Annotated in this window: 20 protein-coding genes; 3 read left to right on the top strand and 17 right to left on the bottom strand. The window is 40.3% G+C overall.

Annotation, left to right across the window (positions count from 1 at the left end; genetic code table 11):
- Positions 1-46: 46 nt before the first annotated feature.
- The 3 genes from ltaE to L2737_RS05880 form a co-directional block, all read right to left on the bottom strand.
- Positions 47-1,072, bottom strand: coding sequence for a low-specificity L-threonine aldolase (gene ltaE / locus L2737_RS05890; protein WP_248955074.1), 1,026 nt, complete (start codon positions 1,070-1,072; stop codon positions 47-49).
- A 150-nt stretch (positions 1,073-1,222) separates the two neighbouring features.
- Complete coding sequence (locus L2737_RS05885; protein ID WP_102529040.1) at positions 1,223-2,047, bottom strand: mechanosensitive ion channel family protein; 825 nt, start codon at positions 2,045-2,047, stop codon at positions 1,223-1,225.
- A 22-nt stretch (positions 2,048-2,069) separates the two neighbouring features.
- On the bottom strand, positions 2,070-2,603 hold the full coding sequence (locus L2737_RS05880; protein ID WP_102529039.1) for an OmpA family protein: 534 nt from the start codon (positions 2,601-2,603) through the stop codon (positions 2,070-2,072).
- 609 nt (positions 2,604-3,212) lie between these two features.
- Between L2737_RS05880 and L2737_RS05875 the strand changes: the two genes are divergently transcribed.
- Complete coding sequence (locus L2737_RS05875) at positions 3,213-4,721, top strand: peptide MFS transporter (RefSeq protein WP_248955073.1); 1,509 nt, start codon at positions 3,213-3,215, stop codon at positions 4,719-4,721.
- A 162-nt stretch (positions 4,722-4,883) separates the two neighbouring features.
- Here L2737_RS05875 and L2737_RS05870 read toward each other — a convergent pair whose 3' ends face one another.
- Together L2737_RS05870 and L2737_RS05865 are read right to left on the bottom strand one after the other, a co-directional pair.
- Positions 4,884-6,029: a response regulator gene (locus L2737_RS05870; RefSeq protein ID WP_102529037.1), complete on the bottom strand. Its 1,146-nt coding sequence runs from the start codon at positions 6,027-6,029 to the stop codon at positions 4,884-4,886.
- Between the two features lie 51 nt (positions 6,030-6,080).
- On the bottom strand, positions 6,081-6,860 hold the full coding sequence (locus L2737_RS05865; RefSeq protein WP_248955072.1) for an MlaA family lipoprotein: 780 nt from the start codon (positions 6,858-6,860) through the stop codon (positions 6,081-6,083).
- A gap of 328 nt (positions 6,861-7,188) precedes the next feature.
- Between L2737_RS05865 and L2737_RS05860 the strand changes: the two genes are divergently transcribed.
- Together L2737_RS05860 and L2737_RS05855 are read left to right on the top strand one after the other, a co-directional pair.
- The gene (locus L2737_RS05860) at positions 7,189-9,273 is read left to right on the top strand and encodes a hypothetical protein (protein ID WP_248955071.1); all 2,085 of its coding nucleotides are present in this window, start codon (positions 7,189-7,191) and stop codon (positions 9,271-9,273) included.
- A gap of 26 nt (positions 9,274-9,299) precedes the next feature.
- On the top strand, positions 9,300-9,599 hold the full coding sequence (locus L2737_RS05855; RefSeq protein WP_248955070.1) for an EscU/YscU/HrcU family type III secretion system export apparatus switch protein: 300 nt from the start codon (positions 9,300-9,302) through the stop codon (positions 9,597-9,599).
- A gap of 30 nt (positions 9,600-9,629) precedes the next feature.
- On the opposite strand, the gene L2737_RS05850 is transcribed toward L2737_RS05855, so the two are convergent.
- From L2737_RS05850 to flhF, 12 genes are all read right to left on the bottom strand, one after another.
- A complete protein-coding gene (locus tag L2737_RS05850; protein WP_229369224.1) occupies positions 9,630-10,028 on the bottom strand; it encodes a DUF2802 domain-containing protein in 399 nt (132 codons plus the stop codon).
- Positions 10,029-10,135: 107 nt separating this feature from the next.
- The gene (locus tag L2737_RS05845) at positions 10,136-10,630 is read right to left on the bottom strand and encodes a chemotaxis protein CheW (protein WP_102529032.1); all 495 of its coding nucleotides are present in this window, start codon (positions 10,628-10,630) and stop codon (positions 10,136-10,138) included.
- An 8-nt stretch (positions 10,631-10,638) separates the two neighbouring features.
- Positions 10,639-11,718: a chemotaxis protein CheW gene (locus tag L2737_RS05840; RefSeq protein ID WP_248955069.1), complete on the bottom strand. Its 1,080-nt coding sequence runs from the start codon at positions 11,716-11,718 to the stop codon at positions 10,639-10,641.
- Positions 11,702-12,493 (bottom strand): ParA family protein, encoded by a 792-nt coding sequence (locus tag L2737_RS05835; protein WP_102529030.1) that lies wholly within the window; start codon positions 12,491-12,493, stop codon positions 11,702-11,704. Before L2737_RS05835 ends, L2737_RS05840 begins: the two co-directional genes overlap by 17 nt.
- A 30-nt stretch (positions 12,494-12,523) precedes the next feature.
- Complete coding sequence (locus L2737_RS05830; RefSeq protein ID WP_248955068.1) at positions 12,524-12,988, bottom strand: membrane anchored protein in chemotaxis locus; 465 nt, start codon at positions 12,986-12,988, stop codon at positions 12,524-12,526.
- Complete coding sequence (locus L2737_RS05825; RefSeq protein ID WP_248955066.1) at positions 12,981-14,159, bottom strand: protein-glutamate methylesterase/protein-glutamine glutaminase; 1,179 nt, start codon at positions 14,157-14,159, stop codon at positions 12,981-12,983. Before L2737_RS05825 ends, L2737_RS05830 begins: the two co-directional genes overlap by 8 nt.
- A 24-nt stretch (positions 14,160-14,183) precedes the next feature.
- Positions 14,184-16,445 carry a chemotaxis protein CheA gene (locus L2737_RS05820; protein WP_248955065.1) on the bottom strand — a complete coding sequence of 754 codons (2,262 nt, stop codon included), beginning with the start codon at positions 16,443-16,445 and terminating at the stop codon, positions 14,184-14,186.
- Between the two features lie 16 nt (positions 16,446-16,461).
- Positions 16,462-17,199: a protein phosphatase CheZ gene (locus L2737_RS05815; protein ID WP_102529027.1), complete on the bottom strand. Its 738-nt coding sequence runs from the start codon at positions 17,197-17,199 to the stop codon at positions 16,462-16,464.
- A 14-nt stretch (positions 17,200-17,213) separates the two neighbouring features.
- Positions 17,214-17,597: a chemotaxis response regulator CheY gene (cheY, locus tag L2737_RS05810; protein WP_080916243.1), complete on the bottom strand. Its 384-nt coding sequence runs from the start codon at positions 17,595-17,597 to the stop codon at positions 17,214-17,216.
- A 43-nt stretch (positions 17,598-17,640) separates the two neighbouring features.
- Positions 17,641-18,360: an RNA polymerase sigma factor FliA gene (locus tag L2737_RS05805; RefSeq protein WP_248955064.1), complete on the bottom strand. Its 720-nt coding sequence runs from the start codon at positions 18,358-18,360 to the stop codon at positions 17,641-17,643.
- Positions 18,353-19,234 (bottom strand): MinD/ParA family protein, encoded by an 882-nt coding sequence (locus L2737_RS05800; RefSeq protein ID WP_102529078.1) that lies wholly within the window; start codon positions 19,232-19,234, stop codon positions 18,353-18,355. The genes L2737_RS05805 and L2737_RS05800 overlap by 8 nt, the downstream gene beginning before the upstream one ends.
- A gap of 4 nt (positions 19,235-19,238) precedes the next feature.
- Positions 19,239-20,624 (bottom strand): flagellar biosynthesis GTPase FlhF, encoded by a 1,386-nt coding sequence (flhF, locus tag L2737_RS05795; protein WP_102529025.1) that lies wholly within the window; start codon positions 20,622-20,624, stop codon positions 19,239-19,241.
- Between the last annotated feature and the right edge of the window lie 24 nt (positions 20,625-20,648).

Raw genomic sequence — 20,648 nt, 5'->3', positions numbered from 1 at the left:
CTGCTAACATCGCACAAATAAGATACAAGGCTCTTTTAGCGTGACATTACTGAACTGTTACTTGAGGAAGACATTTTTTAAGCACATCAACAAATGTCAGTACATCCTGTCGACTGATATCTTTATGAGTGACAAAACGAAGTGAATAGGTCGCGCTAATTAATATGCCCTGCTGAGATAGTAATAAACTTAAATGATTAACATCAAAACGCTTATCTAATTCAGCAAACACCATATTTGTTTGAACTTGGCTAACATCAACACTAAACTCGGGCATTGCCATTAAGTGTTGAGCAAGCAGCGATGCATTATCATGATCTTCAGCCAATCTTTCAACTTGATCAGTAATGGCCAGTTCTGCTGCAGCAGCGATAATTCCAGCTTGACGCATACCACCACCCAACATTTTACGCCAACGAACCGCTTTGTTAATTAAACGCTCATCACCCAATAAAATTGAACCAATAGGCGCAGCTAAGCCTTTTGATAAACAAATCGACACTGAATCAAAATATTGGGTAATTTCACTGATCTGCACATTTTGAGCAACGGCAGCATTTGCCACTCGAGCTCCGTCTAAATGTATTTTCAAACCGCGATTAAAGGCTAATGCCTGAGCATCTGCTAAGTATTGCTGCGGTAACACTTTACCACCAATAGTATTTTCAATGCTTAATAAACGCGTATGGGCAAAATGAACATCATCTGGTTTAATCGCAGCTTCGATATCTGCCAGTAAAATGCTGCCGTCAGCCTGATTATTAAGTGGCTGAGGTTGAATACTTCCAAGCACGGCTGCCCCACCACCTTCAAACTTATAATTATGGGCTTGCTGGCCACACAAGTACTCGTCTCCGCGCTCACAATGACTCATCAAGGCCAATAAGTTTGCTTGAGTACCCGAGCTGACAAATAAGGCGCTATCGAAACCAAATCGTTCTGCGGCCATATCCTGTAAACGATTAACGGTAGGATCGTCGCCATAAACATCATCACCGACTTCAGCTTGAGCCATGGCTTTTCGCATCGCATCAGTTGGTTTTGTCACAGTATCACTTCGAAAATCTATCATGTTTATACTCAACTACATCAAGCTCGTTTAAAAGCAGTTTAAATTTATAAGAAAGCCATTCTACCTTAAAAAATATTACCCGCGTTGAGTTAAATTTCGCAAACAAAAAAGCCAGCATTTAATGCTGGCTTTTCTTCCGCTCATTCAATATTACTGAGCTGGCATATTTTTAATTTGTAGATCCATTTGCGGGAATGGAATCTCAATGTTAGCAGCATCTAGAGCATTCTTAATCTGCTCTAGTAACTCAAAATGAGCTGGCCAGTAATCGGCAGTGTTAACCCATGGACGAACCACAAAGTTAATAGAACAATCTGCTAGTTCACCTAGTGCAACAGTGTATGCAGGATCTTTAAGAACATATTGATTATTGTCTAATACAGAAGAGATAACTTTCTTGGTTGCTGCGATATCTGAGGTGTAACCCACACCGATCACTAAATCAACTCGACGTGTTTCTTTAGTCGAGTAATTAGTAATAGTGCCATCCATCATCGCTGAGTTTGGAGCAATAATGGTCTTGTTATCGCCTGTGCGAAGTTTAGTAGAGAAAATAGTAATTTCTTCAATCACTCCAGCTACACCAGCGGCTTCAACAAAATCACCTACACGACAAGGGCGGAAGATAACCATCAACACACCAGCGGCAAAATTTGACAATGAACCTTGAAGCGCCAAACCAACAGCAAGACCAGCAGCACCAATAACAGCGACCAGAGATGCAGTTTGAACGCCTATCTGCCCTAAAGTTGCAATGATGGTAAATACAAACACCAATCCCCAAACTAAATTGCCGACAAAAGATGCCACTGTTTCATCAATCTTACGACCGACCATCACTTTCGTGGTTAATTTTTTAGCCACGTTTGATAAATATTTACCAATAATAAATATCACAATTGCCATAACGACTTTCAAGCCGTACGTCACGATAAACTCAGGGGCTTGAGCCATCAAACCTTCAATATTTTCCATTGTCTTACTCCCTTAATAAAAATTATTTTTCTACTTTAAATTCTACACGTCTATTTAATTGTCTTTGTTGAGCCGTTTTATTGTCAGCCACGGGTTCGAGGCTGCCCTTTCCCTGCACTGCTAGCGAGCTAGGCTCAAAAGCAAATTCATCCACTAACACTTTTTTTACTGACTCAGCTCTTTGTAATGACAGGTTCAAATTAGTTTGCTCAGATCCAATATCATCCGTATGACCAACTAATAGAAGCCCTTTACCTTTTTGTAAAATAGGTATCATTTGCTTTATCGCTGCCAACTGAGTTGGTAGAACATTTGCCTGAGCAAAGTCAAAATACACTTTAAGTGAGCTATTTTGCGCCGAATTTTGTTCAATTGGATTATTGGCAATTGCTAGTTCAGTGACGTCTTGACACCCATTAGCTAACACCAATACCCCTAGAGGTGTATCCGGACAAGCATCTTTTTTATCTGGCACACCATCTCTATCAGTATCTACCCATGCGTAACTGGAGCTAATAAAACTTAAACAAACGAACAAGACTAATATTTTTCGCATGATTCAGCCCCTAATTCATTAGTTTTTAACCAACATACGGTTACACAAAAGTTAATTATCTTAACCTTGATAGCTTTTAGCAGTATAAATCCAATGGGTTACATTTTATAGATTTGTTAACACTTTTGAAAGCGTTTACCAACAACTTACATGAGTATAGGTTCAATACTGAAACGCGCGAATTGATGAAGTGTGTAGAAGTCACCTATTCTCAATCGTTTATGAAAAAATCTAACCCCGACTTTATCTTGAAGGTTAACACTCACAATAAAACCCAAACCTCAACATACGTATCAACAATTTTGCGAACAAAGGTGATTTAGAGCAAGTATTTAGTTCGCCGAATACCCCACTACCATTGACTTATAAGGGCTTTAAAGGGTATATAAGGTGAGCTTTTTATGGTTTTAATGATTAAAACTGTAAAAAGACGATATTTAATATAATAAATAAACAACAAAGTGATTAATTTTATAGCAACTAAATTGAAACAATAACAGGCCACAGCCTGAAAATATCAATACGTTTAAATTAATTACCATTGCAGACAACAATTTCTGTGGCGACCTTTGTCCCGCAGGCAATCACAAGCTTAAGGTGGAAGACTAAATGAGCAATGCAAAACCACAGGGGACCATGCTTGGTCATCCCAAGGGGCTTTTCCTGCTGTTTACAACAGAACTCTGGGAAAGATTCAGTTATTACGCAATGCGCGCCATTCTAGTGCTATATCTAGTCGATAAAGTGCAAGGTGAGGGAGGACATGGTTTAGGATGGACAAGTGCCGATGCACTCTCTCTTTACGGTACCTTTACTGGTTTAGTCTATTTAACCCCTCTAATTGGTGGTTGGTTAGCTGATAATATACTTGGACAACGTAAAGCAATTTATATCGGTGGCGCTTTGATGGCCATTGGCCAATTTACGCTCGCTTTTCCACATAGCTGGATACCTGGCTCAGAAACAATAGCTTTCTACATAGGTCTGTTTACTCTCATCATTGGTAACGGTTTATTCAAGCCAAATATCTCAACTATGGTTGGTGACTTATATGAAGAAGGCGATCATCGTCGTGATGGTGCATTCACTATCTTCTATATGGGTATTAACGTAGGTGCAGCGCTTGCAGGTTTTGTAGTTGCATGGGCTTATACAACATTTGGTCAAACAGTTTTATTCGAAGGACAAGAAGTTTTCATTAATAACTGGCAAGCAGGTTTCTTCTGTGCTGGTGTTGGCATGGTGTTATCTTTAATCACTCAGTTCATTTTTGCACAAAAGCTTCTTGGCGATATCGGTCGATATCCTTCAGCTAAAATGGAAAAAGACAAAAATGAAGCCGCTGGTGAAATACGTAAAGAGCCACTAACAAAAATCGAGCGTGACCGTATTAAAGTTATTATGATAATGGGTCTATTTACCATTATTTTCTGGGCTGGTTTCGAACAAGCTGGTGGTTTGTTAAATTTATTCACCAATGACTTTACAGACCGCTCAATCGGCGGCTGGGAAGTTCCAACGACTTGGTTCCAATCGCTTAACGCTATCTTCATTGTCGTTTTTGCTCCCGTATTGGCTTCTATATGGATTCGTCTTGGTAAAAATGAACCTAACTCGCCAGTTAAGTTCGCTCTCGGTTTAGTGCTACTTGGCATTGGTTTCTTATTCATGATTGGTGCTGTACTAGAAATGGACGGTGATGCTAGTGCCAAATCAAGTATGTGGTGGCTAGTAGGTGCATATTTCTTCCATACAATGGGTGAGTTATGTTTATCTCCAATCGGCCTTTCAATGGTGACTAAATTGGCTCCACTGCGTATTGCATCATTAATGATGGGCGCATGGTTCCTATTCGTTGCAATTGCTAATAAAATTGGTGGTATTGTCGGTTCATTTATTGGGCACGATGGAACTAAAGAAGAACAGTTAGCCAATGCTATGGGGATCTTCGCAGGTATTGCTATCACCTCTGCTGTATCAGGTATCATTCTTTACTTCATGGCAGACAAGCTTGTTGACTGGATGCATGGCGCAGAAGGGCACAATGAAACTGAAGAAGAAGCATTAGCTGAAGAAATTGCAGTTACTGCTGATCACGAAGCGATTAAACCTAGCTAATTTGTTAGATTAACGCTGACTAAAACCTCGCAATTGCGAGGTTTTTTTGAATTATTGTTTGTGATTTTATCCAATACCCTATTAACGTTATCTTTGATAAGCGAATAAACCTATCAAGTACAGGCGTTTAGCCTTCAAACGAAGATAATTAAACGAAGATAATTAAACGAATTCTAATTCAATAAAACCACCAGCAGGTAATTCTTCATCATAAAACAAACCATCAAATTGGTTATTCATTAAGCGGTTGCGATGATGAGATATATTACTGGCGATACAAATTTTCTCATTTGGCATTAAGGTTCTAAACTGCATGCTAGGTTTATTCCACTCAACTGTACCGAGCTGTAAAGACTCTGAAATAGCAAGCGGAGCCAACCCTGTGCCATTTCTCAAATAACATCGTAAACCTCCACCAGCCTGCCCTATCGCAGCTCTGTAGTGAGTTAACTCGACAGCCACATACACAATATCTACATAGAGGTTTAAGCCAGAGTTAACCATCCTGTCATTGAGATAGCTCAACATACTAAATGGTTCGACTAACGTGGTGCTCAAACCATTACGAAACAGTTTCAACTTCTGATTAACGAAGCTTCTGAGTAATACACATCCAAATGCGGCGCGATTATCTTCAGGATGAAAATGCGCCATATACATAATTAAATGGTTATCACCCACCATGGTTGAATCAATAAAATAAGCGCTGACGTCACTGTTTTTACACAAGCTATAATGGATCTGAGCGGTAGGATAACTCACATTAGACGCTGGAAATAATTGCTGTTGAACACTTTTAGCCGCTTCTGCGTTGTGTTCAAGTAGGGTAAAGTTATCTGCTAACTCTTGATAGGATAAATCTTGGCTCATATTGGCAGCGGAGTTAATTACAGCGTGACTATCACTAAAATCGATAGCGCCTAAGTCGGTATTAGCTGGAGAGATAGCTTGTTCTATTGCTTGTTCAATAATCTTTAAATCTGCAACAGGTTTAACCAGATAATCACTCGCACCGTATCTCAGCGCTTCAACAACATCAGCCATAACATTATTGCCAGAAATAACAATCGAAGGAATTGCGGGGTTTATTTTAAGAATTTGTTTTAACATGCCAAGTCCACCAAGCCTTGGCATACTCAAATCGGCAATAACAACATCTACGGTATGTGATTGAAACTCACTCACCCCTTCGTCGCCATCACAAGCTTCGAATACAACCGCACCTTGTTGGATTAAAAAGTCAGCCAATAATTGTCTAAATACTGAATCATCTTCAACTAAAAGCACTGAGACATCTGTTAATGCCATACCACTCCTTAGGCAGCTAACTGCCGAAGACGTTGTCAGGCTTCGGCAGTGTTACTCAAGTTCTGATAGATATTCTTCGAGTAACTCATCGTCATCTTGTTTAGTTGGCACATTGCCATCATAAACTTTGTAATCCATATGTTGAAAATAAGCTTCTTTGACAAAGGTATATGGATCAAGCGCATTATCTAATAAGCGTTCTTGATCAATAGCGGAAGCACGGGAATCAAGATTCTTTAATCCCCATTTTAAAATAGATTGCCACAACAAGAACTCTGATAACGGAAAGTATAGACCATCAACCCAATCTGTCGCGAGTTCTCTTGTCACATATGGTCCAAAAAATGGTGCCATAAAATACGGTCCGTTAGGCACGCCGTAATAGCCTAAGACTTCATTGAAATCATCCTGTTTTCTGACCATGCCCATCATGTCAGCAACATCAACAACCCCTAATAGTCCTAGTGTGGTGTTAACAGTAAAGCGTCCACCAGCATTGGCAGCCCACCCCCACTTACCTTGTAAAGCGTTATTAACTAATGAGCTAGGTTCTTCAAAATTACGTACAAAATTATTGACGCCAGACTTAACAGGTGATGGGAGATAATCATTGTATCCATGAGCAATAGGGCGGAATAAATGCTTATCTAAAATAAGATAATTGAAGTCCCACATTGCACGGTTAAACCCTTCAATCGGATCCCGTGGGTCATTATAGACCATCTCTATTGTAGGCTTTTGGCTCGCTTCACTGACAGCGATTTCTTCGGCATGAATTGATGCAGAAAAGCAACCCAACAACAAAGAAAGTAACATCCATTTATACTTCATACATCTCTCTTTACGGGAACAATTTATGTAAACGTTTTACAATAAATATAGTACTAATACGTTTAACCCACTTTACTGAATCACTATCTAATACAGAAAATTGATTCAATAATTAACCCAAGAGCAAACCTATAAACCATAAGTTGCAAATAATAGTAATTAACCCAAAACGTTAAAGCTTGATTACTGCAAGTCGATAAAGGTTGGTATTAAGCGAATTACACTCAGGGAGTCTTGTTAAGCATTATCGCTAAGAATACTGCTGAAGCTTGATAGATCAACAATTAATTTGTAATAGAACATATTTAAAGGTGATAGTAGATTTAAAATGACATCAATGAAACTGCCAACATCGACTGACAAACCGGCGTCTAAAACCTCCAAGTTAGACTCGCAAGCTTCTCATGTCTTAAAATCGACAGTGAATACAAATAGCAAAACAGCGCAGCTCAACTATCAAGGGACTAATTCAAATGTATCTAGCCCCGCTGAACAAACATCTGTAGCTCAATCGCCTGTTAAAGATAACTCCAGTACATTGCCAGCCAATGCAGTATTATTACCCGTTAAAATGCTTATTAATACGCCAAGCACTTCGGCCAACTTATCTAAAACGGATGATAGCTTTAACCAAAAACCTGCAATCGTCTCTATCACTATTGAAGGCAATAATTTTCAATTTAAAGCCAATGAACAAATAATCAAACTGATCCAAATGGGTGCTAAGGGGCTGTTGAGTACTGACAGTATTAGTCAGCTTCAAAACATCGTTTCTCACAAAATTAACACTTCTAGCGAGCAGCTTTCAGCTCAATTGGTATTAGTGTCTCAAGCCATCAAGTTAAAACTACCCACAGAGATTGTTAACTTAGCACAATCAAACGGGGTAACATCGCAACAACTGTTAGCATTAGCCACACGCCCTCAAGGGTACCCTTTACCTTTAGTTGAGTTAAATGCAAACCGGCTAATGTTTGAAAATGGCACGAATGTGATAGTGTCGTCTTTAACTAAACTGCCATCAGGGCTTAACCTTGCTACAGTGACTCAATTAGCAGGTCAACTTCAACTAAGCTTGAGCCCAATAAAGTTAATCGACAATGTGTCGCTAAGCCCTACAAACAATGTTCCTGTTACACAAGTTAAACCACAATTGGGTAACATGGTGTTCAGTAAACACGAGCCTGTTCAATTATTAACGCAATATTTAAAAAACCTTGAACGCATACCCTTGGTTAATGAAAAAAGCCCGTATTTAGTAGGAAATAAGCCAATTACCAGCGAGTTGAATCGTCAATTACCACAAAATATCAATGCGCTTGTACAACAGCCTTTTACTGCTCAACGCCTTGAACAATTAAGCCAGCAACTTATTCAACAATTGGCACATCAAAACAATGGCCATAACAGCTTAACTAAAAGTCAGTTTAAACAATTACAAACACTGGTTAATCAAAACTTACTAAAACCCGAAAGTGTATTGGCTGAGAAACAAGTAAACGAAGTTAAGTTACTCATCTCAAAACTCAACCCAAGCCCCCTTACGTCTGAGTTAAGCAAGCCTGGGGGGACAGTTAAATCACCTTTTGAGGTATTGAATCAAAACTTATCTAAAGCTGGAGCGATGCCAATACAAAAGGCAACTAGTGAAGTTCAACAAAACCTAGCATCTCAACTTATAAAACTGATCCCAAGTTTGGATCTATCGCCGTTAACTGAACTTGCCAATCCTTCATTACTTAAAGCTGAACTCAAAAGTCTGACGAGTTTAAATCTGGCTCAAACCACGCCAGCTAATATCAACCTTTCAGGTGGAGCTATCACCACATTATTTCAGCTTTTACTCGGTTTTAAACTAACAGCAAAAAATACATCCATAAGCCCGCGCTTACAGTCATACATGGCAAAACTGCAACAAAAGATAGCCAAGCCTGCATCACTTGCGCCGCAGCTATTATCGGCTTTAGATAAAGCAGGCAGCCTTGAATCAATGGGAAAACTGGCTAGTAGCATTTCGCTTTATCAACAAAGCAGTGATGCTAACCAAAACTTAACTTGGTATTTTGCTTTACCCTATTCAATAGGGCAAAGAGACGAGCAGCTAGAAGGGAAGTTCGAAAAACAACCAGGTGAAGATAATGAAGACAAACAACAAAACTGGCGACTGCAGCTTAAGTTTAATTTAGCCCAAGGACCTATTCTAGTCATGGCGCATAAACAAGGGGAATACTTAGACCTCACATTCACAGGCAATGACACCCAAGTATTATCTAAGGTTGAGCAATTCCAAGCCTCTTTAATGGATAAAATCCAACAAGCAGGGTTACAAGCAAGAGAAATATCGACCTTGGTTGACCATGTCCCCCCCACTCTTTTACCAGGCGATCATTACTTGGTCAAAACCAATGCTTAACCCAATTGATATTTAAGGTATTTAAGATGACTGACGTAAAAAAGGCTGTAGCATTAAGTTTTGATGGTAATAGTGCACCAACGATTACAGCAACAGGCAAAGATTTGGTGGCTGAAGAAATTATCTCATTAGCTAAAGAAGCCGGGGTATATATTCATCAAGATGAGCATCTCAGTCACTTTTTACAGTTACTCGAACTCCGTGATGAAGTCCCAGAAGAACTCTACACGTTAATTGCAGAGCTTATTGCATTTGTTTATATGCTCGATGGTAAATTCCCTGAGCAATGGAACAACTTACACCACAAAATTATCGACAAAGCCTAAACTCACCAATGTATAAGTTGCTTAACGGCATTATTTTTTATGTAAACGAATAATTAATTCAGCTTCGGCTTTAGGTAGCTCACACTCTTGCATTAATTCTTCTATTCCAGCACCTAACCCAACCATCTTAAGCGCTCTAGAGTACATTTTTGACTGAGGGTCTTGCTGGCTTGCCTCTTCAATTAACTCTGACTGTTTACCTATTTTCTGTTCAAGCTCTACCACTCGTCGGCCTACACCAATTGTGCCACTGCGCAATTCTTGTAGCTCCTTTTTGACGGTTTCACGTTGTCGATCGTTTTCTTTAACTAATACAGTTAACGCATCAACTTTGCTCTGAAGTTTTGTTGTCTTTTTACTAAAGAACATCCAAATGACTGCACAACTAACAACATAAACAGCGATAACAATGAGCAACTCTTGCGACATTTATTTTCCTTAGTAATACCAATTCCATCAAACGGATTTAATTTAAGGTATTAAAACACAAAAGCCAGCAAAAAATAATGCTGGCTTTCATCGACAATCAAAAATCATTATAACTGGGTAATTTCAGCCCATTCATCATCTGATAATAACTTGTCTAAATCGACCAAAATCAATAGTTCGTTATCTCGATTGCTTACACCTTGGATAAACTTAGCGCTTTCTTCAGTACCGACATTTGGCGCATTATCAATCTCTGAACGGCGTAGATAAACCACTTCAGCAACACTATCGACTAAAATACCGATAACTTGTTTTTCAGCTTCAATGATCACAATTCTTGAGGAATCATCAACCTCTGCTGCATCTAACCCAAATCGTGAACGAGTATCAATGACGGTAACGACATTACCACGAAGATTAATAATACCTAGTACATATAAAGGTGCACCTGGCACTGGCGCTATTTCGGTATAACGTAACACTTCTTGAACTTGCATTACGTTAATACCGTAGGTTTCATTATCTAGCTTAAATGTCACCCATTGTAGTACTACATCTTCTTTACCTGCAGCAACTGCTGCAACATTTCTTGAGTCTGTCATAAATAACCTCAGTCAATCGAATCTTGACAACCTAATCCTGCATCTAGCATTTCGATAAGCGCTTGCACGTTCAAAATACCACACATTTGTTCTTTTACTACACCAGCAAGCCAAGGGCGCTTACCAGGTTTTTCACGCCAATTTACGTGTGATTTATCTATTCTTACTGCATTCACCAAGGATTCGCATGCGAGCCCCCAGTTACTGTCTTCAAGCATCACTAGATATTGATAATCTATACTGTCAGCCAATTCTTGAGTATATTTTTCAGGCATTACCCAGCGGCAACTATCAACAACATTCACTTTCTGTTCACGTCGAGTTTGCACACCTAAAAACCAATTAGGGCGGCCAATCAAATGATTTATATGTTCTATTTTAACAATACCACCCAAACTTACCAATGGTACAGCTAGGGTTAACCCCGCAACATTGAAAAATAAAACTTGAAACTCATCATCCAGGACATCTTGTAAATTTCCCGTAATACTGGGTGGTACTGATGATTTATGTTGCTCTTCAACATTAAGCTCAACTTCACTGACATTAACTTCAGCTTTATCTAAGCTTGTATCGGCTGATATTTCAGGTTCTTTATTGTTTTGCGAAGATATAATTTTAACGTCATCAACCGTTGACTCTTGAACAACGGCTTTCTCAAGTTGCAATCTAACCTGCTGAGCTTTTAATTTAATCTCATCTTGAACTTGTTGCGCCGACTTATCAGACGCCACAGAATCGACTTCGCCAATGTGAATAGGCTTGCTTTCAGGTTGCTTAACTTCTGGCTTTGACACAGCCGACAACAATTTGGAAAGTGAAGCTTTATCGACTTGAGGCTCAGCAAACGCTTTTTTGACTTCTTGTTGATGAGGAGGAGGAGCCACTTTTTTAACCACCGCACCCAAGCTATTATTTATATTCGGTTTTTTGAATGTTTTACTGTGTTGTTTTTTTAAACTAACCGAATTACTGTTAGACGCTGTTGGTGTTGGCTTATCTTCAGCCGATGTTTGAACCTCTTTAGTGGGCTCTTGTAGTAGAACAGAGAAAAAATCAAAAACAGTCTCGTCAACCGATTTTGACATGCTTAAACTCCTTCGCGAGCAAGAAATCCAATAAACGGTTGTACGCCTTCATACCACGTGAGCTTGGGAAAAAGTGAGATACGGGCACATGGGCTAAACTGGCATCCCTAAACTTAGTATCCACAGGAATAACATCAGGCCATAAGGTATCAGGATAAGTTTCTTCTAAGGACTTAAGCGCTGTAGGTGAAGCTTTTGTGCGTCGGTCAAACATCGTTGGCAAAATAGTAAAACTATAAGAGGTTTTTTTAGAACGCCCCATTAGCCCCATTGTTTTTACCATACGCTCTAAGCCTTTAATCGCTAGAAACTCTGTTTGCACAGGAATGATAATATGCTGACTAGCCGCAAGTGCATTAACCATTAATACCCCTAATATCGGCGGGCAATCAATAATGGCAACATCATATTTATCTTCAAGCAATGAGGTGACATTGCGAAGTACCAATCCCATTCCTTCTTGATGTCCCAATGCTCTATCGAGTGTCGCTAAAGCCATGGTAGCAGGAATTAAATCTAGCCCATCAATTGATGTAGGCACGATGTGTTTCTCAACACCTTCTAGTGTAAGGTTTTTATGAGCCAGGAATATGTCATAAAGTGAGCTGGGAACTTGCTCTGAATCAATACCGAGATAATAACCCAGTGAAGCGTGAGGGTCAGTATCAATCATCAACACCCTCTTTCCACGCTTAACTAATGCACCAGCAAGACTGGCAACTGTCGTGGTTTTTCCCACACCACCTTTTTGATTAGCTATTGTCCAAACTTTCAAATCACGCCTCGCCACTCAATATTAATCGCACTATTTATTTTTATTAGCGGTGTCAGTTTCTCGGGTGGTTACCCTAATGCCACCATGTGGCAATGTAATAACTTTTACACCTTGTGCATTTTCAGTGACAGCTTGGCTTGAAAGTGCAGGATTTAATGATTGTTGACTCGATGAAGAGTTTTCAACAGTATCAGAACTCATTAATTCGGTGCCAGGGCCAAATGCCATAGTGATATCTTCACCTTTTGCGGCTCTGGCGGCCATCGCTTTGGTTTGTTCAGGATATTTAGCTAACCAATTCGCGATTTGTTCTGCTTGTTCATCCGGTACCATTAACAATACTTGGGATGCTTTTAATTCAATAACTTCTGCATTAAGTTCGCGGTTTTTTTTCGCTAAATCAAAATATAAACTCGCTAAGCACACCACTGCAATAACCAATAAAAACACCAGCAACATTTGCTGTGTCGTCATTGATTGTTTTACTCTAGCCACGAGCCGTCTCTTTTATAATCGCTTCTGCCATATTTTCTAATGCAATTGAATGACTAGAAATACCCGCTGATGCGACGGCTTGAGGCATGCCATATACAACACAACTGGCTTCATCTTGAGCCCAAATAGTCGCCCCTGCAGTTTTTAACATTCTAGCACCTTCGCGTCCATCTGCCCCCATGCCAGTTAGCACAACCGCCATAACACCACTACCAAAAGCTTTTGATGCTGATGCAAAAGTAATGTCTACACTGGGTTTATAATTCATATCTGCATTGCCAGCGATGACTTTTAAGCGACCTAAGCTAGCGCTTTTTTCAACCATTAACTGCATTCCACCTGGCGCTAAATAGGCGCAACCAGGCTGAAGCATATCCCCTGTTTGGGCTTCTTTTACATTAATTTTGCATAAGCTGTTCAGTCGACTCGCAAAGGCTGGTGTAAATGCAGCAGGCATGTGTTGAATCAATAATATGGGGTGTGGATAATTTGCAGGAAAAGCTGTCAGAATTTTTTGTAACGCTACAGGGCCACCCGTTGATGTTCCAATCAATAAAGCTTTGTATTTCTTGCCGCTCGCCCGAATCGAAGCTACTGAAACAGTATTTCCCTGATTCGTCGTCGAATTAGCAGTAGATAACTTGGGAGTGATTGATGATTTAAGTGTCGAATTCGCACCACTCAGATTCGAATTAGTCAGTCTTGACGCTGATGAGCTTGTCGTTGAAGTTCCTAGCGAAGATGGGGTAGTTCTCGCCACTGGTTTAAATAGACGACGACGACCTAGTGCTTTAACCCTTTGCTGTAAAAGCTTAATCGCATCATCTTTATTTGATGCGATATCTTCAAAACGTTTCGGTAAAAAGTCTAATGCACCCGCATCCAATGCATCAAGCGTTGCTTGTGCACCGTCATGGGTTAATGAAGAAAACATCAGTATTGGAGTCGGATTGGCAGCCATGATTTTACGAACGGCAGTAATACCGTCCATAACAGGCATTTCAATATCCATAGTAATAACTTGAGGTTTCAATTGAGCAGCCATATCAACAGCTTCTTGACCATTGACGGCAACACCCACAACTTCTAAGTCAGGATCTTGATTAACAATCTCACTGACTCGTCGTCTAAAAAAACTCGAATCATCAACAACTAAAACTTTAGTAGCCATTTAATTCCTTAAATAATGGAACTTTTACTTCTTACTTTTAGCGTAATATTTTAATAAGCCTGGCACATCTAAAATCAGTGCAATACCGCCATCAGAAGTAATTGTTGCTCCAGCCATACCTGGCGTACCTTGCAACATGCTTCCCAGAGGTTTAATTACCACCTCTTCTTGTCCTATCAGTGCATCAACCACAAAGCCAATTTGCATGGTCCCAAGTTGCACAATTACTACATGCCCTTGCTTTTTATCACCATGAATAAAGTTAGTTTTATTTCGATGTAACCACTGCTCAAGATAAAATAGCGGTACGGCTTTATCACGAACGATAACGGTTAATTGTCCATCTACTACATTTGTTTTAGTTAGATCGAGGTGGAAAATTTCGTTAACGCTTGAAAGAGGTAAAGCAAATACCTGCTTAGCAACATCTACCATTAGGGTCGGCATAATTGCTAATGTGAGTGGAACTTTAATCTCTAAGATTGTTCCCTTGCCCTGAACGGAATCAATATGAACAGTACCATTAAGCTGGGTGATACGGGTTTTAACCACATCCATCCCAACACCACGACCTGAAATATCTGAAATTTCTACTTTAGTAGAGAAACCAGGAGCAAAAATTAGATTATAAGCTTCGTTATCCGTCATGCGTGCAGCTGAATCTTCGTCTAACACGCCACGACTGATAGCAATTTCTTTTAATTTGTTGGCATCCATACCTGCGCCATCATCTTCAATTTTTAGTAGAATATGATCGCCTTCTTGGCTGGCTGATAAGGTAATGGTACCAGTTCTTGGCTTGCCATTCGCTTCACGGGTAATCGGCATTTCAATACCGTGGTCTACTGAGTTTCTAACTAAGTGAACCAATGGATCAGCGAGTGCTTCGACAAGGTTTTTATCAAGGTCGGTGTCTTCACCAACCATGATCAAATCAATTTCTTTATTGAGCGTACGTGCCAAATCTCTGACAACGCGAGGGAAGCGACCAAACACTTTCTTGATTGGTTGCATTCGTGTTTTCATTACAGCGCCTTGAAGGTCTGCTGTCACTAAATCTAAATTTGCCAACGCCTTAGACATCTCTTCGTCATCACGAGAAATACCTAAACTCACCAAACGGTTACGCACCAATACTAGCTCACCAACCATATTCATAATTTGGTCTAAGCGAGATGTATCTACACGAACCGTAGTCTCACCTTGTGGCATTGCATTTTGTGTTTTCGCAGGTTCTGCTTTTTTCGCAGCGGGCACAGCTTTAGATGCAGGCTCTGGCGCTTTTGCAACTGGCGCTTTACTTGCTGGAGCTTTTTTAGCAGGAGCTTTAGCTACAGGAGCAGGTGCTTTGGGCTCAGCTTTAGTAGGTTCACTTGGTGGGCTGGCTTTAGGTTTATTTGCCTCGGCAGGCGGCGTGACCGCTACTGGTGCAGAACCTTTACCGTGTAACTCATCAAGTAGTTTTTCAAATTCATCATCAGTAATGTCATCAGCATCGACTTTAGGCTCTTCAGCTACTGCTGCAGGCTCATTCTTTGCTGTCGTTGACTGAAATCCACCTGAACCATGTAGTTCATCAAGAAGCGCTTCAAATTCATCATCGCTAATTTCATCGCTAGCAGCACTTTCATTGGTAGAACTTGTGACATTTACTGTCACACCTGCAACAGGTTCGTCATTGACTGATGTTGGGCTTTTCCCTTGTCCATGTAATGCATCAAGTAAAGCTTCAAATTCACTTTCATCAATATCATCAATGCTACCTGAAGTTCCTGCATCGGAGACAACTTCAGCTTCAGCCGCTGCAACAGGTTGTTCGATAATGGCTTCAATGAACTCTTCCACAACTTCAGGTTCAGTCTCAACAACTGTCTCAGATATTTCAGAAGGAAGAGGCGCACCAGAACTCAAAAGCTTAAGCTTTTCAAGTAAAGCGGGGTCAGCATCATCTTGCGGCTGGCCTTGCTGAGTTTGCTCAAACATACTATTGATTGCATCAACAGCTTGTAGAATGATATCCATTAACTCTGCGTTTACTTGACGCTTACCGGTTCTCAGTAAATCAAAGGTATTCTCTGCTTCATGACAAACGTCGACCATAGGGCCCAAGCTTAAAAAACCTGCACCACCCTTTACTGTGTGGAAACCTCTAAAAATAGCATTAAGTAAATCAGCATCATCAGGATTATTTTCAAGAGCGACGAGTTGCTCTTGTAGAAGCTCTAAAATTTCACCAGCTTCAATCAAAAAGTCCTGGAGTATCTCTTCATCAACATCAAAAGACATTAAATTTGACTCCTAATTAGAAACCCAGACTTGATAGCAGATCATCAACTTCATCTTGGCCTGTTACCACGTCTTCACGGGTTTCAGCATTCAAGATGGGACCTTCTGCTTCAATTTTATTGTCATCAACGACCCGTGTTGAGTCTGCTGCGCTTTCGCCAAAAATAGTGAGCATGGAGACTAAATTGCTCTCAACTTCTCTGACTAAATCAATAACACGACGGATCATTTGGCCAGTTAGATCTTGGAAATCTTGCGCCATCAAAATTTGATTGAGCAATTCCTTTAATCTACCTGAGTCATGCTCGCTATGAGACATGATATGTTGAACCTCATGACACAGAGATTTAAATTCGCTTAACGCGATGTCTCTACGCATCAATTTGTCCCACATGGGTGTGACCGATTGAATGTTATTAATTATTGTATCGGCCAAAGGTAAACATTCTTCAACTGCATCCATAGTTTTATTTGCAGCTTGCTCTGTCATATCGATAACAAAGTTTAATCTTTCTTTTGCGTCAGGTATTTCAGTATTGGCAAGTTCGGCTAAACGGGTATCAATTTGGAACTCATTTAATGAACTATGAAGTTGACGTGTCAACTTTCCGACTTCATCAAATAAATCCCGCTGAAGAGGCGCTGATAAGTCACGAATGACTTCATCAGCTTGTTCTTGTTGGCCATCTTCAAGCAGTTTTACGAGTTGCTTTGCTTGTTCAAGGTCGATCAGCCCTGATATTGCTGCCTGCATAACTTATCCTTAGCTTATGCTAAACGTTCAAATATTTTATCGAGTTTTTCTTTTAACGTTGCAGCAGTAAACGGTTTTACTACGTAACCATTCACACCCGCTTGCGCTGCAGCAATAATCTGTTCGCGTTTTGCTTCAGCAGTTACCATTAACACTGGTAAATGCTTGAGTGAATCATCAGCACGAATCGCCTTAAGCAAGTCAATACCTTGCATGCCTGGCATATTCCAGTCAGTTACAACAAAATCAAATTCGCTTTTTTGTAACATTGGTAAGGCGGTTGAGCCATCATCTGCTTCTTGGGTATTGTTGAATCCCAAGTCTCGCAACAAGTTCTTGATGATACGTCTCATTGTTGAAAAGTCATCAACAATAAGAATCTTCATATTCTTGTCCAAGGTTTCCTCCGGTGAGCTCATACACTGTGCTCTATATTAATAATTATACCTGTGTCCAATGCTTGAGTTTGCCTTTAAGACGCAGCATTGCCTGACTTAATATCTGGCTAACACGCGACTCGCTGACCTCAAGAATGGCACCGATTTCTTTTAAATTTAATGCTTCGTCATAATATAGCGACAAAACTAACGCATCTCTTTCGGGTAATGTTGTAATTGCTTCAGATAATGCTGATTTAAATTGCATTTCAGCAAGTGACTCAAAGCTCTCATCAGGAGTAGACTCTGCTGTTACAATCACATCTTCAGATACACAAAGATCTTCAATCCCGATGATCTTCCCCACTGAAACATCATTTAGAATATGATGATACTCTTCAAGAGTCATCTCTAATTTTTCAGCAATTTCAATATCTTTTGCATCACGGCCGAGCTCTTGCCCTAATTCATCAATAACCTGGGCAACACGACGTTGGTTACGATGTACAGAACGAGGAACCCAATCACCTCGGCGGATTTCATCAATCATTGAACCACGAATTCGGATGCCAGCAAAGGTTTCAAATTTAGCCCCTTTACTGCCATCAAACTTCGATGATGCTTCCAATAACCCCATCATCCCTGCTTGTAATAAGTCATCCAATTGCACTGATGCTGGCAGCCTTGCCAACATATGATGAGCAATTCTTTTTACCAACGGAGCATACTGTTCAACAATTGAAGTTTTATTATCAAACTGAGTATACGCAGCGGCTTTATTCACTCGTTGAATCCTCTTGTTGATCTTTACGTTGAACTAATCGTTCGACAAAGAACTCAAGATGGCCGCCTGGCTGTTGAGGAACAGGCCAGCTCATAATTTTATTCGCTAAACCATGATAAGCAATCGCTGCAGGTGACTTAGGAAAAGCTTCGACAACCAATTTTTGTTTACGAACTGATTTTCTTAAGTTTTCGTCAAATGGAACCGTAGCAACTAATTCTAAAGCGACATCCAAGAATCTATCAGTCACTTTACTGAGTTTGGCAAATAATTCCATGCCTTCGCGCAAACTTCTGACCATATTCGCCACAATTTTAAAACGAAACACGCCATGTTCACGACTTAGGATTTTAATTAAGGCATAGGCATCGGTTATTGATGTCGGTTCATCACAAACAACAATCAACACATCTTGTGAGGCACGGGAGAAACTCAGCACCATATCCGAGATACCGGCAGCGGTATCGACAATTAAGATATCGAATTGAGTTTTCATTTCACTGAAGGCGCGAATTAAGCCGACATGCTGAGCTTGTGTAAGCTCGACCATGGCTTGAGTCCCTGAAGTGGCAGGCACAATGCCAATACCTTTAGGGCCACGGACAATAATATCGTCCAACTCTGCTTCGCCAGAAAGTACATGGGATAAATTGCGTTCTGCTCGAATACCTAGCATCACATCAACATTTGCTAAGCCTAAATCGGCATCGAGTACTAACACTCGTTTACCTTTTTCAGCGAGCGCAACAGCGGTATTAATAGACACACTGGTTTTACCCACGCCGCCTTTGCCGCCACTAACTGCAATTACTTTTACTTTATCGTTATTTGGTTGATTCATCATACGTAAACCACTTGCTTGATCTCTGGTCATATTGTTACTCGAATGCATAGGCCATGTCATTTGACCACGCAGTGTCATGTGACGTTTGAGGTTTGGTGTCGTTTAATGCTGCTAACGCTTGTTTTGCGAGCATAAGCGTATCAGCAACTTGCATATCTTCTGGAACACGTTGACCATCTGTTATATAGCTTAATGGTAACCCATTTTGAATCAATACACTTAATGCGCCAGCAATCGAAACCGATTCATCTAATTTGGTCAAAATCACCCCTGATAATGGGATTCTTTTAAAATGCTCAACAGCATCTTGTAACACTCTTCTTTGAGAGGTTGCAGACATGACTAGATAACTTCTAATCGGTATTCTTGTATTTGCCATTAAATCATCTAACTGCTGATAAAGGCGCATATCACGCTGCCCCATCCCAGCTGTATCTATTAATACTAACTTACGATTCTTAAACTGGTAGAGAATTTGTTCTAATTCAGCAAGATCGTGAGCTTGTTTTACTGGACATCCCATTATTTTGCCATAAGTTGCCAATTGCTCATAGGCTCCAATACGATAATGATCTGTAGTTATGAGTGCAACCTGCTCTGGACCATGATGTGCTGCAAATCTTGCCGCTAATTTAGCCAGCGAAGTCGTCTTACCAACACCTGTTGGACCAACAAATGCCACCACGCCACCAGTACGAACAATATCATCACCTTGGTTATCTAATAAGTTCGCTAAACTCTGAGGTAACGCTCTCACTAAATCTGCAGGCGTATATTGCTGACTTAAGCCTGCCAATTTCGCCGCTACAGCAGGAGAAAACTCTGCATTAATTAATTTACTTTCTAGCATTGCCCCAACGGGGTCAGTGCGCTTTTTCTGGTCTTTCATTAACGAAGATACTTGATGAGTTAACAACCCACGCAAAGAGGCCATTTCTTCTCGCATTGCTTCAATTTCAGCAGACTGACTTTTATTCGATGTTCTTGGTTGGGCAAATTGCTGTTGTTCAATTTTAGGCTCAACTTTCGCTGTTTTTGTATCTTGTAATTGTTTGGCCCAATCGGGTAACTCAGGTTCTTCAACTCGCTGCGACATTTGTTGCTGCAAACGATTATGCTGTTTTTCAAGCAAAGCCTGTAGTGAATCAGCTGCAGGAGGTGGGCTTACCTTGGTTTGCGCTTTCACTGTTGGCTTATTTTGCCCTAGTGAGACTTGATCATCACTGACATTCATAAAACCAGGTACAGGTGAATTTACAGCAACGTCCGCTTTAGGCTCATCGTAGTCAACTGCCGCAACGATTTCTATTCCACCCGTTACTTTTTTATTCGACATAATAACGGCATCAGATCCCAAGGTTTCTTTCACTTGAGCTAATGCTGAACGCATGTCTTTGGCAAAAAATCGTTTAATTTTCACTACGCACCTCTTTCAAACAGAAAG

This window comes from Shewanella electrodiphila, assembly GCF_023283985.1.
Classification (GTDB): Bacteria; Pseudomonadota; Gammaproteobacteria; order Enterobacterales; family Shewanellaceae; genus Shewanella; species Shewanella electrodiphila.
This window is presented reverse-complemented; position numbering and strand designations above follow the sequence as displayed.

Bases quoted from the DNA above. Each gene is read 5' to 3' on its own strand.
- ltaE (WP_248955074.1), bottom strand. From the start codon at position 1,072: ATGATAGATTTTCGAAGTGATACTGTGACAAAACCAACTGATGCGATG.
- L2737_RS05885 (WP_102529040.1), bottom strand. From the start codon at position 2,047: ATGGAAAATATTGAAGGTTTGATGGCTCAAGCCCCTGAGTTTATCGTG.
- L2737_RS05880 (WP_102529039.1), bottom strand. From the start codon at position 2,603: ATGCGAAAAATATTAGTCTTGTTCGTTTGTTTAAGTTTTATTAGCTCC.
- L2737_RS05875 (WP_248955073.1), top strand. From the start codon at position 3,213: ATGAGCAATGCAAAACCACAGGGGACCATGCTTGGTCATCCCAAGGGG.
- L2737_RS05870 (WP_102529037.1), bottom strand. From the start codon at position 6,029: ATGGCATTAACAGATGTCTCAGTGCTTTTAGTTGAAGATGATTCAGTA.
- L2737_RS05865 (WP_248955072.1), bottom strand. From the start codon at position 6,860: ATGAAGTATAAATGGATGTTACTTTCTTTGTTGTTGGGTTGCTTTTCT.
- L2737_RS05860 (WP_248955071.1), top strand. From the start codon at position 7,189: ATGACATCAATGAAACTGCCAACATCGACTGACAAACCGGCGTCTAAA.
- L2737_RS05855 (WP_248955070.1), top strand. From the start codon at position 9,300: ATGACTGACGTAAAAAAGGCTGTAGCATTAAGTTTTGATGGTAATAGT.
- L2737_RS05850 (WP_229369224.1), bottom strand. From the start codon at position 10,028: ATGTCGCAAGAGTTGCTCATTGTTATCGCTGTTTATGTTGTTAGTTGT.
- L2737_RS05845 (WP_102529032.1), bottom strand. From the start codon at position 10,630: ATGACAGACTCAAGAAATGTTGCAGCAGTTGCTGCAGGTAAAGAAGAT.
- L2737_RS05840 (WP_248955069.1), bottom strand. From the start codon at position 11,718: ATGTCAAAATCGGTTGACGAGACTGTTTTTGATTTTTTCTCTGTTCTA.
- L2737_RS05825 (WP_248955066.1), bottom strand. From the start codon at position 14,159: ATGGCTACTAAAGTTTTAGTTGTTGATGATTCGAGTTTTTTTAGACGA.
- L2737_RS05820 (WP_248955065.1), bottom strand. From the start codon at position 16,445: ATGTCTTTTGATGTTGATGAAGAGATACTCCAGGACTTTTTGATTGAA.
- L2737_RS05815 (WP_102529027.1), bottom strand. From the start codon at position 17,199: ATGCAGGCAGCAATATCAGGGCTGATCGACCTTGAACAAGCAAAGCAA.
- L2737_RS05800 (WP_102529078.1), bottom strand. From the start codon at position 19,234: ATGACCAGAGATCAAGCAAGTGGTTTACGTATGATGAATCAACCAAAT.